We start from the raw sequence: 13,624 nt of genomic DNA on the forward strand, positions 1-13,624 counted from the left end.
CCCCGTTGCTCTGTCCCTTTCCGTCTTAAATGTTTCCCCCCAGTCTATCCACCAGACCGCTGCGTCGCTGCGTTTGCAACTGTACGGCACGCTGAAACACGCCCGGTTCGCTATAAATGGTCAGTTGTTTGCGGGCACGTGTAATCGCGGTATAGACCAGTTCACGGGTCAGCACCGGCAGAAACTGTGTCGGCATGACCAGCGCGGTGTGTTCAAATTCCGATCCCTGCGATTTGTGCACCGTCATCACCCAGGCAGTTTCATGTGAAGGCAAACGGCTCGGCTGAATCGCTTTAATCGACCCGTCCGGCAGCGGAAAAAAGACCTTCAGGTTGCTCTCTTCATCCCGCAGCATAATACCGATATCGCCGTTAAACAGGCCGAGTGCGCTGTCATTTCGGGTAATCATCACCGGACGGCCTTCATACCAGCGACTGCCCATACCGGGACGCCGGATGCGCTGCAGCTGCATCAGTCGCTGCTCAATACGCTGGTTCAGCCCCTGGACGCCAAATGGCCCATCACGGAGTGCACACAGTAGCTGATAACGGCCAAAAGCGGCTATCACCTCAGCAGGCGATGCCTGCTGTCTGATGAGTTGCAGGAAAGGCTGATAGCCCTGAGCGATCTCATCCAGCATCGCCTGATACGCTTCCGCGCTGTTCAGCGGCTGATAGCTGATATCCTGATGCGCCGCTGCAAACACCGCTCTGACCTGCTCAGCATCACCCTGATTGATCGCTTTTGCCAGCTGGCCGATGCCGGATGAGGCGTCAAAACGATAACTTTTCTGCAGCAGACAGATGCTGTCACGCACGGCCGGTGCCTGCGCATCATCACTGCCCTGCAGGGTGCAGCCAGTCAGCAGAGCGAGCTGCTCTGCCCGCGCCAGGCTGTAGCCGCTTTCCGTACAGCGACAGATATCACCCAGCACCGCTCCGGCTTCAACGGAGGCCAGCTGATCGCGATCGCCCAGAAACACCACGCGCGCATGGGCAGGCAGCGCTGCGATCAGTTTTGCCATCATTGAGAGATCGACCATCGACGCTTCATCTACCACCAGCACATCAAGATGCAATGGATTACCGGCATGGTAGCGCAACCGCTGGGTATCGGGCTGCGCGCCCAGCAGGCGATGAAGCGTAGTGGCTTCGGCAGGAAAACGCCGCCGTTCTTCGTCGCTGACCGCCAGGTCCTGCAGTGCCCTGCCCAGTGACTCAGTCAGCCGCGCGGCGGCTTTGCCGGTCGGTGCCGCCAGCTGAATGCGTAATGTGCCGGGGTTCAGGCGAATCAGGGCTGCGAGCAGTTTCGCTACAGTGGTGGTTTTGCCGGTGCCCGGCCCGCCGGAAATGACTGCCGTCTTGCGGGTCAGCGCCACGGCCGCAGCGATTTTCTGCCAGTTTTCCGGCTGGTCGCCAAACAGGCTATTAAGGACTTCGCCTGCGGCGCTGATATCAAACGCGGTTTTCACTTCCTGCGCAGCAAAGAAGTCAGCGACCCGGCCTTCGCTTTGCCAGAGCCGATGCAGATATAAACGCTGATTACTCAGCACCAGTGGCGTCACCCGGCCGCCGTCACTGACCGCCGGCCAGTCTGCAAGGTGTGATGGCCAGTCATCCGGCGCGCCAGCCGCCTGCCAGATGGCCTGCGCCAGCGCAGGCTGACGCCCGGCAAACAGGTTCGCTTCACTGAGATTGCTCAGCGGTAAACAGACGTGCCCTTCACCGGCCTCAGCGCTGACGCAGGCGGCCGCGAGCAACAGCGCAGGCTGTAATTCCGGCGCCACCAGTTGGGCAAACTGAATATCCAGTGGCCGCAGGAGACGCTTCTCTACCGCCTGCAGCAACAGATCCAGCATGTCACTCATAACATCTCCCCGGTTTCACCAAACAGTGCATCGATCTCTTCCACAAAGGCTTCGTCAGGCCGGGTGGCAAAAATGCCGTTGTCCGGTGAGCTGCCATCCATCCCGCGTAAAAACAGATAAAACACCCCACCAAAATGTTGCTGATAGTGGTAGTCCGGCAGGCGATGCTGCAGATAGCGATGCAGCGCCAGCGTATAGAGCTGATACTGCAAATCGTAGCGATGACCAATCATCGCCTGTGCCATCGCCTCTGGCGTGTAAGCGGCGTGACTGTCACCCAGCCAGTTGGATTTGTAATCGAGCAAATAATATTTTCCCTGCCAGCGGAAGACCAGATCGATAAATCCTTTCAGCATGCCGCGCACCTGACGGAAATCCAGGGCAGCGGCCTGCTGAGAGAGTCTGTCGTGCCGGCGCAGCAGATCGTCAAGATCGGCCGCCGTCAGCAAATTGTTGATCGGCAGATAGAACTCCATTTCGATCAGTCGCTCGCTGCTCTTGATCGCCGAGAGCGTCAGCCCCTCCGCGTTAAGCGGCGTGTGTAAAACCCGATCAATCCACTGTTCTACGACCGGCAACCAGCTCAGCGGATAGCCATTATGCTGCAGCTGATCTTCCAGCCAGATGCGATCCGGTGGCTCGGTAAAGTCGATTGACTCAAACAGGCCGTGCAGGAAGGTACCAGGTGCCGCGCCGCGTGGAAAGTGGTGCGGCGTCAATGCCGCCTCTTCACCACGCTCTTCTTCACCCGCCGCATCAATATCGAAATTCGGAAGCGCATCCAGCAGCGGCGAGCTGTGATGCTGTTGCAGGCCGGAGTAACTGGTTACCCGCCACACATCCGCCAGCGCGCGGGTCACGTCGCGACTGCTTAACGCCTCATCCCCCTGCTCAGCATCCTGCCATCTTTCACCCGGCATCAGCCCCGCTTCGACCAGTGCAATACCTTCACCGGTTAATGCGTTGAGCCGCTGGCTGAGCTGCTGCGCATCGGCCGCCTGGCCCTGCTGCACCAGGTAGCCCAGCGCGCTCTTGTGCAGATCGCTTTCACCCTCTTTCTTGCGGGTGCCCTTGATCAGCGGTGCAATGCCGACGCTGCAATGATAAACCGAACGGGTCAGCGCCACGTAGAGCAGACGCAGATCCTCTGCCAGACGCTCCTCTTCGGCCAGCGCCAGACTCTGTGCATCGCCCTGTACATCGAGCAGTGCCGTGAAATTGTCGCGATCGTGATAGAGCGCGCTGCCTGCCTCGCGGAACCCGGCGGCAAAAGGCAGCCAGACCAGCGGATATTGCAGCCCTTTTGATTTGTGGATGGTGATGATCTGCACCAGATGACGGTCGCTTTCCAGACGCAGCTGCTGGCTGGAAGCCTGGCTGTTCGGTCGGGCAATCTGCTGCGCCAGGAAGCGCACCAGGGCATGCGGACTTTCCAGCTGTACTGAAGCTTCCTGGAGGAGTTCACCCAGGTGCATCAGGTCAGTCAGGCGACGTTCCCCATTCTCCGAGGCCAGCATATTTTCCGCCAGCTGCCGCTTAATCATGACATCACGCAGCATCGGTAATACACCGCGCTGGTGCCACAGCTGCTGCCAGACGGCAAACTGCTCAACCAGCGCATCCCACTCGCGTTCATTCTGTGTCAGCGCGTCGAGTGTCGCCGCATCAATGGCGAAAACAGAGGTCGCCAGTGCGCTGCGCAGCAGCCGCTCCTGCTCAGGAGCCTGAATCGCCTGCAGTAACCAGAGCAGTTCGCGCGCTTCCGGCGTGGTATAGACACTGTCCCGGCTGGAGAGATAGACCGAAGGAATCGACAGCGCATTCAGCGCATCGCGGATCAAGCCAGCTTCATTGCGACTGCGCACCAGCACGGTGATATCGGAAGCCCGCACCGGCTTCAGCGTCTCGCCTTTGCCCAGGCAGGCGCGTCCCTGCTGTCCTGCTACCAGCCAGCGGCTGATATCGGCGGCACACTGCTGGGCCATAAACTGCTGATAATCGCTGTTACCGACGCCCTCACCAGGCTGCAGCCAGAACCGTAATGCCGGTTGTTGCTGCTCGTCAAAAATCAGCTTTAACGTCTGATTGGGCGCAGCGGGCATAACCGGCTGAAAGGGAATCGCTGAGAACAGGAAAGGCGAATCGAGCTGAGAAAAGAGGCGGTTAACGCTCTCTACCATCTCGGGTGAAGAACGCCAGTTGGTATCCAGTGTGTAGTGAGCACTGACTTCGTTTCTGGCACGCAGATAGGTAAAGATATCCGCACCGCGAAACGCATAGATGGCCTGCTTGGGATCGCCAATCAGAAACAGCGCCTGTTCCGGCTGATTAATATAGAGCGAACGAAAGATACGATACTGCTGCGGATCGGTATCCTGGAATTCATCAATCATGGCCACCGGGAAGCGTGCCCGGATGGTTTCTGCCAGCAAAACGCCGCCCGGCTGCTGCAATGCCTCATCCAGCTTACTGAGCAGATCGTCGAAGCCTAACAGCGCACGTAACCGTTTCTCACGCTGAACCGTGGCACGCACATCGGTCAGCGCCTGCGCAATGATCACATCCCGCAGCGACAGCGGTTCTGCCAGGAACTGATCGATCGCCTCAAACAATGAATGACGTGGCGCTTCACCTTTTTTGGTTTTCTCATCCAGCACCTGCTGACCAAACCGTTCCAGTTCTTTAGGCAGCTGATAATCCAGCGTTTCGCTGCTGGCCCACTGCGTAACGCGGGCGACCCAGTTGGGCAGGTGTTTACTGCTATAACTGCGTTTATCCACGCCGGATGCGCTGATCATCCCCTCAACATCGGCGCTAAGCGCCTGCCACTGCTGCTTGATGGCATCAATACGGGCCAGATTGCGGGCATGGCGTGATTCCAGCGTCTCACCGGCGGCGGGCGGACGTTTCAGGCCCGGCGACTCACCCTGAAGCCAGGGACGCAGCGTCGTCAGCAGGCTGTCCGGGCCGCTCCACTCTGCGGCGATAATTCGCGCCACATCAAGCGTCAGTGGATAGCACTGGCGACGCCAGAAATCGGCGGTCGACTGCTTCAGCAGCGCCTGCTCATCTTCAATCAGTTCCTGTTCGAACAGCATGCCCGATTCAAAGGCATTGAGATTCAGCATCCGCTGACAAAAGCCGTGAATGGTGAAGATGGCGGCTTCATCCATCTGGCGCTCAGCCGCCAGCAACTGCGCGGCGGCCTGATTCAGATCCGGCATCTGCTCCAGCAGTAGCTGGTGCATCGGATTGCTGCTTTTACCGCGGATACAGGCCAGGCGCAGCTGATGGATATTCTCGCGGATGCGGCCGCGCAGCTCAGCGGTGGCGGCCTCGGTGAAGGTCACCACTAAAACTTCTTCTACCGACAGCGGTCGGCTATACGCGTTTTCTCCGCCCAGTCCCAGCAGCAGGCGCAGATAGAGCAGACCAATGGTAAAGGTTTTTCCGGTGCCCGCTGACGCCTCAATCAGCCGCTCGCCTCTGAGCGGCAGGGTTAAAGGATTCAGCGATACGGGAGGTAACTGCGTCATTGGGTCTCACTTTTTACCGGCAGCGACTGCTGCAATTGCGCCACTTCATTCCAGGTTTTCCAGCCAGGCTGGCGGGCAAATTCAATTTTGCCATTGCCATTGCCGGCAATCTGCGAGGTCATCACCATGCCCTTGTGTTCCATCACGGCCTGCCGGAAAAAGTCAGCCAGGCTGGCCGGGGTTAACCGCTGAACCTGCTCTGTCATTTTTTGCCGGGTATCAAATTGATCGTTCTGCCGATCAAAATCGCGACTGAAGCGATCCGCTTCCTCAAAAAGCGTCTGAGGACGCTGCTGCAAATCATTGATCATCGCCTGCTGATACTGAGCAAAGTCAGCCTGACTCATACTGCGCAGCCGTTTTTCCGCCTGCGGATAGAAGGCCTGATAGCGCTGCAACAGCCAGCCCGGTTGTTTGCTGTTACTTTGCAGCAGGAAGCCGATACCCCACTGGCGACCCACTGGCATCTGGAAAGCAAAGACCGCATAGCCGAGCTGCTCTTTGGTCCGCAGCTGATTGTAGAACCAGGGCTGCACAATCTGGCTCAGCATGGCGCTGTGCGCCATACTCTGATATTCATTGTATCCCAGGGGAACATAGAGCGCGGCAAGGGCGGAGTCGGTGCTGCTGCCCTGCTGCTGCAGGTTGGCTTTCAGCGGTTTTTTAATGGCTATATACTGGCTTCGCCAGTCGCGGGTCGCATTACTCTGCATCTGCTGCTTAAGCTCATGCCCCAGTTGCTTCACGCTGTCAGCACTGAGGTTACCCACCACCAGCATCTCCGGCGTGGCGTCACGGAACAGCGTATCGCGATAGCTCGTCACATCCCTGAGCGTGACGGTGCTTACCAGCTTGCGGCGGGTTTCGCGCTGGGTATAAGGCAGCTGCGACAGCAGCTGCATCGGCTGAATCGCCTGTTCAAACGCCTTGCCTTTTTCCGCCGCGTCCAGCCGCTCGAGATACCAGGATTTGGCCTGCTCCAGTTGCTGTTCTGTTGGCTGGAAGGTGGCATAACCTTCCACCAGTTTCTTCAGCAGCACGGGCAGCCGCTGAGTGAAACCACTGGCGCTGAACACCAGTCCTTCATCTTCGCCAGTTGAGAAGCTGATGCCGCCCACCGAAGCCTGCGAATTAAGCTCGTCCAGTGCCAGGCTGGAGAGATAGTCATTAAGGCCAAAAAGCACCTGCTGACGGGCGTCGCTAATGGCATTTTTATTGCGTAACGCCAGCGTAATCGCGGCTTTAGGCTCGCTGGCGTAATAACGGCTGGGCATCCAGTAAATGCGCATACCGTCGTTATTATCCAGCTTCACCGGATGCTGATACGTTTTACCGCCTGACGGCAACAGGGTGAAGTCATCCGGGATATACGGATTCAGCACAGGCATCGCCAGCGTAATCTGGCTGGCGCGCTGCTGCCAGTCGGCAACAGTTTGTGGCGATATCTTCTCAACCTGATAAGGCGCATCCACAAAATAGGCGGTTTTGTTGTGCGGCTCCTGCGGGCTGATGTACCAGATGCGCGCATGTTCAGGGGTCATCTCGTCCAGCCGGGCTTTTATCGCGGCGGCATCGTACTGATCTGCCAGATAAGGCGCATCCAGCGTGTGTTCGACCGGCACGCGAAGCATGGTGTCGACCAGCCATTCGATGTAATCCATATCGCGGGTGATGGAAGGATAGCGGAAGTCCAGCGCCAGCACGTGTGAGACTTCGTCGAAATAGCGCTTATCATCGGCCTGCTGACGCAGCAGATTGATGTAGCTGAATATCGCCGCCACCACTTCGTCACGCTGTGCCAGACCTTTATCCGTGAGTGAAGCGGTAATCGCAAACACGCCGCTATTACGTTCGGTCATGGGGTCTGCGCCCGCGTTCACCCCGTCCGCCAGCCCCTGTTTTTGCAGCCAGTCGGTCAGCGTGTTTTTACTGCGGTTACTGATTAAGTAACTGATCAGCGTGTCGGTTTTACTGCGGAAGCAATCGCTGTTGTTAGCAATACGGAATTCAATTTTGAGCTGCTTGCGGGGTTGGGCCGGAACGTAATGAATGATGATGCCCTGCTGCGCATCGGTCACCACTGGCACCGCAATCTCCGGTACGCTGGCGTCATGGTTTTGCACCCGACCAAAGGTTTTAGCCGCAATCGAGGCCATCTCCGGCAGGGGTTTGTTGCTGTAGATCACCGCCTTCATAAGGTTGGCAGAGTAATGGGTGTGGTAAAAATCCAGCAGCGCCTGGTGCAGTTTGCTGCCTGGCTTATCTTTCAGGGTCTCAAGGTTGCCGCCCGAGAAACGTGACGCCGGATGTGCCGGGTTCAGGGTTTCCGCGCCAACCTGGGCCATACGCAGGCCATCACGCGAGCGCGCCATGGTCAGCTCGGCATTCACGGCATGGCGTTCACGGTCAGCGTTAACCGGATCCAGCAGTGGCTCAGCGACCGCATCCGCCAGGCGATCGACCGCCGGCTCCAGCGAATCATTTTCCACTTCCAGGTAAAAAGCAGTGCGGTAAGAGGCGGTGCTGGCGTTGTGGCTGCCGCCATGCTTTTTCAGAAATTCAGCCAGGTTATCGGGCTGCGGATAGTGCTTTGAGCCCATCAGCACCATATGCTCAAGGTAGTGCGCCAGCCCCGCCTGCTGATCGGGATCATCCAGCGATCCTATCGGCAGCGTCAGCGCCGCCAGCGATTTCGGAGCCACGGGATCGGAAACCAGTAACACCGTCATCCCGTTATCAAGCCGGATAGCCTGATAGTGACGAGGATCCTGTTCACTTTTGCGAATGGTGTCGTTAACTGGCTGCCAGCCTGAAGATGTCTGCGCCTGTGCTGTGCAAGCCACCAGGCTAAACAGTAGCGCCGCTATCCAGCGTGCGTATACCCGCATGTAAACCCCTCTCGTTTCCCGATAAACCGCCAATGTCGGACGCGGCGGCTCAAAGCAGAGCAAAATTTTTGTGTAATGAGTCAGTAAGCATAAACGCCTGCTGACCTGCTATTCATCATCCTGATGTGCAGCCAGGACCGGTAAATACCAGCGCTGTGCCGCCTCAGTTATCTGCTGTAGTTGCGGCTCGTCCAGTACCCGGCAAAGCCGTTGCAGATAGGGATCTCCGCCCTCGCCCTCAACCTGATAGTTACCCTGCCAGGCGTTTAGCAGGCGATTACGCGCTTTGAGCTGCGTCGCTTCATCGGTCAGTAACTGCTGACTTTTTTTGTCGTAACAGGCAGTGAGCCAGGCGCCGCCGCTTTTGGAAAGCAGCATCAGCGGCTGACGCATACCGGCGAGATATCCCGCAACATACTCATTCAGTGCAGCAATCGCTTCTGTCTGCGGCACGGCAAGGAAAGACCAGCGGCTCTGCAGCCGGCCAAACATCCGGCTGCTGCCGGTTCCGCCCAGCGCGCAGTAAACAAGGTGCTCCAGCCAGAGTAATAATCCGTCGTTCATGTTGAGCACGCCAGGCCGCCAGCGAAGTAATCCATCACTCTGCACCTGCGTCAGCCAGCCGGTTAAGCTGACCTGCTCCAGTTGCAGATTCACTTCCCAGCTCTCGCCTTCGCTGCGTTGCGTCACCACTTCTTCCGCCACTTCCTGCATCTCATCGCGCTGCGCCTGCCAGAACAGCTCACCGAATGCGCCGTAAGGCAGATTCCCGGCCGCACGATGGTGCGCATAAAGCCGCTGAGTATCCTCGCCTTCGACCAGGGCATTCAGCAACTGGGCGTTGATCTGATAACGCTCCAGGTTGTCGAGGGCAAACGGCTCACTGTCGGGCAGTTCGTTCTCCTCCAGCCAGAAACTCACGCCGAGACGCTGATGGAACCAGGCACGCACCGGATGTCGCCAGAAGCGCAGAAATGCCTCCAGCGTCAGTGCATCTATGCGTGGCGTTTCAAGAGGCTGAACAAAATCAGGTTGGCGCTGCCCCGCGCCCTGCGCAGCAGGCAGCCACTCACGCGCGAAACTCTGCAGTCTGGCCGCTGGCTGGAAGTTCTCTGCAGCAAACGGCATCCGGCTGTGCAGGTGCTGCAGATGCATCCGCACCCGTTCGGCACTCTCATCCAGCTCAAGATGACTATCACCGTCCAGATAAAAACTCTGTCCAATGTAATCCAGCAGTTCTGTAACCAGCACCGAAGGGTAGCGTTCCGTATTGTCCTGAATCGCCCGGCCAATATAGCTGATATAAAGCTGCTGCTGTGCCGAGATCATCGCTTCCAGGAACAGATAGCGGTCATCATCACGGCGACTGCGGTCGCCTTTGCGGGACTGCTGCTGCATCAGATCAAAACCTAACGGTGCTAAGGTGCGTGGATAGACGCCGTCGTTCATGCCCAGCAGACAGACCAGCTGAAAAGGAATGGAGCGCATCGGCATCAGGGTACAGAAGTTAATCTGCCCCGCCAGGAATCGCTGGCTAATGCGTTGCTGATCAAGCCGGCTGCGCAGATCATCGCGCAACAACGCCACCGGAATCGCCTCTTCAAACCGCGCATCCAGCCCATATTCAATCAATTGCTGCCACTGCTCCTCCACCAGCAGCAAGGCGGCCTCGGTTTCTGTGTCGGGGCTGAAAAAAGCGTTCAGCAGTTCCCGGCACAGGGGCAGCCAGGCCGACAGTGGCCGGTGTTCAGCCAGCCGTTGTCGCCAGTGATTAAGCCGTGAGAGCAGTTCTGCCAGATGACCCGCCAGCTCCCCCACCAGACCACCCGACTCGTCATAAGGCAGAATCCCTTCCCAGTCACCGTTGTGGCTCTCCATCGCATAGCCCAGCAGCATGCGCTGCAGGCCAAAGCGCCAGGTATGCTGGCCGGTAATCGGAAGTGAAAGGGCTTCTACGCTGGCATCATCCAGCCCCCAGCGAACACCCGATTCGCTGACCCAGCGCCGCAGTAAACGCAGGCCGCTTTCATCGATTGAGAAGTGGGAAGCCAGCGCCGGAACATCCAGCAGCGCCAGCACATCCTCGGAGACAAAACGGCTGTCCGGCAATGCCAGCAGATGAAGAAACGCCACGATGGCCGGATGAGCCTGACTGGCACGGCGATCTGAAATTGCAAAAGGCAGATAGCGATCAGCAGGTGCGTTGGCGAACACGGCCTGAATAAAAGGCGCGTAGGCGTCGATATCCGCCACCATGACGATGATGTCACGCGCTTTTAGCGTTGGGTCGGCCTCCATCATCGCCAGCAGATGATCCTGCAACACTTCGACTTCACGCTGGGCGCTGTGACAAACCTGCACCGCAATTGAGCGATCATCCGGATCCAGACGGCGCTTCTGATCGCTGTGCGCCAGTTCTTCCGCATTCAGTCCGATGACGGCGTTATCCTGCAGATTGAGAAGATCGTGCTGCATGCAGTGCAGCAGGTTATCCGGCTCCACATCCACAAACGCATCAATGTCGTCATTCGACTCCATCTGACTGAGCAGAAACAGGTTGTCGCGGCCCAGCTTGCCCCATGAGGCGAGCAAAGGGTTAGTCAGCTGCTGTTCGCCAGCCTCATTAAACAGCGCCGCTGCCTGCTCTGCATTCCGGAAGAGTCCGCAAGAATCATCTGCTCCATGACGTCGGCGCTGACGGCTTTGCAGTTTCGCCAGAAACGCATAGTCCTGAATGTCGCCCCAGTAATCGCGGCAGGGATTGGTGAACAGCAGATGGATATCAATGTGGCGTCCCAGCGCCTGTAACGCCTGCAGATAGACCGGCGGCAGCGCAGAGATGCCACAAATGAAGACCCGCTTAGGCAGGTTTTCTGGCGTGCTTTTCGCCTGCTCCAGCGTCTGGATAAAGCGTGAATAGAGATTGGCACGGTGCCATTCAGGCTGGCGCAGCGCCTGGGTATAACTCACCAGATCGCGCCAGAGTGCGGCCTGCCAGCGCTGAGCATCGCCGAGCCCCTCAATGGTTTCGCCGCGCTCCCAGCTGTTGAGCCAGTCGGCACGATAGACCAGATACTGGTCGAACAGATCGGCCACGCGGGAGCTGAGCTGAAACAGTTTTCGCTTGTCGCCGTCGTCATGGAGATAGTGACGCAAAGAGGTGAATTCTTCATGCTCCAGCATTACCGGCAGCCGGTGCATCAGCTTCCAGCCCATGCTGGCCTTACTGAAGGCACTTTCTACCGGGATATCGGGCAGTACGCGGACGAACATCTCCCAGATAAAACTGGCGGGCAGCGGGAATTCGATATTGGCTGCAATCCCAAAGGTTTGCGCCAGCTCCATTTGCAGCCACTGCGCCATACCCGGGCTCTGCACCAGCACCATTTCTGAAGCGAAAGGATCATCAAGAGGATCATGTTTAATCACCGCAGCCGCCAGAATCTTCAGCACATCAAGCTGATTTGAGTGATAAACGTGAAACATGAAAACTCCTGTGATAATTCAGAACATGACTGCGGTAATGCGGCTCTGCCACTTTACCGCGTATCGCGGTTGAAACCCATCAAAAGGGCGACCCGTGGCGTTTAACAGCGCAGTCGTGTCAGGGTGGCACTACGCTGCCAGGGGCCCGTTACTTCAGCCCGCTCCAGGGTGCAGCCTGAGGGGCCGCTCTGCTGTTGCAGCGTGGATTTCCACCCTATTACTTCATGCCCTGCCAGACGCTGCTCAGCAACCCGCCATGCCTCACGCTGATACCACTGCTGGCTGAATCCCACTGCCAGTGCGCGATGATAGTGCAACAGGGTGCTGCTGCTTAATGCCATTAACAGCAGAGCAAACAACACTTCCGGCAAGCTGAATCCACCGCACTTACAAACAGGCTGCCGGAGGCGTGAGCGGGCAGTAGTCGATCCAGCCGTGCGGCAGCGCAGTAATTTGATTACCCCGAAAGCGGACCCAATGCCAGACAGCCATACCACTGCCGCTCGCCTCACCTTTAAGCAGTCCTTCATCCTTTTCACCTCGCTGTAAGCAGCTGCGCCAGCCCTGGTGATTATCCTGCTGACAGCTGGCCGCCTCAGTGACAGGCCAGTTCAGGGATAAGCCCCATTGCAGTGCCGACTGCGCCCGCCAGAAATCCTGCAAAAACTGCTGTTCATCGGCCAGAAGCCGCATTCCCTGCTCTGACATCTTTCGGCTGGCATGCAGCGTAAAGCTGCCGATGACCATTATCATCAACACCATGCCCAGGGCGCTGCTGCCTTGCTGCTTCACAGGTTTTCTCCCTCAACCCAGCTCTCCACGGTTTCAAGCCAGTGACCGGCCTGCCCCTGCAGCACTATTCTTACCTGGCCGCCCTGCTGGCTGACGCTGAACTGCTCAAGCGTCATGAACGCGGGATCGGAGAGTCGCTCCCAGCCCGCTGACTGACACTGGTCAACACCACGCTGCATCTCAAGCTGCTTCTGTCGCAGGCGATAACCGTAGTAGTCACTCTCTGCATGGCTTACCGCTTCCCATTTACCGTTGCTGTTCTCGTCCCAGCGCAGCAGCAGGCAATTCTCACTGATTTTCAGTGCGCCACTCCCACACGCACCGTGACAGTAACCCGCCCGTCGCACCGCCTTTTCCAGTGTCGCCATCATCTGCTGTAACTCCTGCCGCAGCTGCGCCCGTTGCAGCACGCCAGCGTTTTCAGCCAGCAGCAACGGCAGAAAACGGCCCGCACTGAGCATGAGCACCGCGCTGATTGCCATGGCGATTAGCATCTCCAGCAGGCTGAATCCCTCACTTTTCAACGGCACGTCTCTTCATCTGTCATGCAGAGACGAATCCGGGCTCTGGCCGAGATAATCAGCCGCATGCGTCCGGCGCTATTCCCCAGTTCAATACTGCCCGCTTTAGCCACATTGCGGCGGCCATAAAAACCCGGATCCCCCCGGATGCCATAAAGTACAACCCCCGGGTACGGCGCGATGAAATGCAGCCGTTTCCCGTGACCACAACCGGCAACGGGGCGACTTCCGGCACCGATGCACCAGGGATCGTCAGGCTGTGACCATAAAACCAGGTCGCTATTTTGCCGGTTGGCCTGGGCGCGCAGGCGTAGCAGGAATCCCTGCAATTGCTGAGCGCTGTCGCGCAGTTGCTGCCGCTGGTGCCAGCGCTGCCAGCCGTGCAGCGCAGCAAGACTGAGCAAGCCGGCAATCACCATCACCAGCAGCAGCTCCGGCAGGGTAAAACCCCGTAAGTGTGCTGTTTTCATGGCGTCAGCGTGCGGGTTAAAGAGAGGCGAAACAAGGTAAGTGATGTCAGTCTGGAAAGCGTGC

General features: G+C 57.9%; 8 protein-coding genes. All 8 read right to left on the bottom strand.

The window, feature by feature from the left end:
- Window positions 1–25: 25 nt before the first annotated feature.
- On the bottom strand, window positions 26–1,867 hold the full coding sequence (recD, locus tag HZZ01_RS15320) for an exodeoxyribonuclease V subunit alpha (RefSeq protein WP_179898461.1): 1,842 nt from the start codon (window positions 1,865–1,867) through the stop codon (window positions 26–28).
- Window positions 1,864–5,403, bottom strand: coding sequence for an exodeoxyribonuclease V subunit beta (gene recB, locus HZZ01_RS15325; protein WP_179898462.1), 3,540 nt, complete (start codon window positions 5,401–5,403; stop codon window positions 1,864–1,866). Before recB ends, recD begins: the two co-directional genes overlap by 4 nt.
- A complete protein-coding gene (gene ptrA, locus HZZ01_RS15330; RefSeq protein ID WP_179898463.1) occupies window positions 5,400–8,291 on the bottom strand; it encodes a pitrilysin in 2,892 nt (963 codons plus the stop codon). The genes recB and ptrA overlap by 4 nt, the downstream gene beginning before the upstream one ends.
- A 108-nt stretch (window positions 8,292–8,399) precedes the next feature.
- Window positions 8,400–11,777 carry an exodeoxyribonuclease V subunit gamma gene (gene recC / locus HZZ01_RS15335; protein ID WP_179898464.1) on the bottom strand — a complete coding sequence of 1,126 codons (3,378 nt, stop codon included), beginning with the start codon at window positions 11,775–11,777 and terminating at the stop codon, window positions 8,400–8,402.
- A gap of 101 nt (window positions 11,778–11,878) precedes the next feature.
- Entirely contained in the window at window positions 11,879–12,118 is a 240-nt protein-coding gene (locus tag HZZ01_RS15340; protein WP_179898690.1) for a prepilin-type N-terminal cleavage/methylation domain-containing protein, read from the bottom strand.
- Window positions 12,119–12,164: 46 nt separating this feature from the next.
- The gene (locus HZZ01_RS15345) at window positions 12,165–12,569 is read right to left on the bottom strand and encodes a DUF2509 family protein (protein ID WP_179898465.1); all 405 of its coding nucleotides are present in this window, start codon (window positions 12,567–12,569) and stop codon (window positions 12,165–12,167) included.
- Window positions 12,566–13,093, bottom strand: a complete 528-nt coding sequence (locus HZZ01_RS15350) for a prepilin peptidase-dependent protein (RefSeq protein ID WP_179898691.1) — start codon at window positions 13,091–13,093, stop codon at window positions 12,566–12,568. The genes HZZ01_RS15345 and HZZ01_RS15350 overlap by 4 nt, the downstream gene beginning before the upstream one ends.
- Window positions 13,090–13,560, bottom strand: a complete 471-nt coding sequence (locus HZZ01_RS15355) for a prepilin-type N-terminal cleavage/methylation domain-containing protein (protein WP_179898466.1) — start codon at window positions 13,558–13,560, stop codon at window positions 13,090–13,092. Before HZZ01_RS15355 ends, HZZ01_RS15350 begins: the two co-directional genes overlap by 4 nt.
- Window positions 13,561–13,624 lie beyond the last annotated feature (64 nt).

It is taken from the genome of Pantoea sp. WMus005 (assembly GCF_013415305.1).
Lineage (GTDB): Bacteria > Pseudomonadota > Gammaproteobacteria > Enterobacterales > Enterobacteriaceae > Pantoea > Pantoea rara.

Coding starts and splice junctions, on each gene's coding strand:
- recC (WP_179898464.1), bottom strand. CDS start 11,777: ATGTTTCACGTTTATCACTCAAATCAGCTTGATGTGCTGAAGATTCTG.
- recB (WP_179898462.1), bottom strand. CDS start 5,403: ATGACGCAGTTACCTCCCGTATCGCTGAATCCTTTAACCCTGCCGCTC.
- HZZ01_RS15355 (WP_179898466.1), bottom strand. CDS start 13,560: ATGAAAACAGCACACTTACGGGGTTTTACCCTGCCGGAGCTGCTGCTG.
- recD (WP_179898461.1), bottom strand. CDS start 1,867: ATGAGTGACATGCTGGATCTGTTGCTGCAGGCGGTAGAGAAGCGTCTC.
- HZZ01_RS15340 (WP_179898690.1), bottom strand. CDS start 12,118: ATGGCATTAAGCAGCAGCACCCTGTTGCACTATCATCGCGCACTGGCA.
- ptrA (WP_179898463.1), bottom strand. CDS start 8,291: ATGCGGGTATACGCACGCTGGATAGCGGCGCTACTGTTTAGCCTGGTG.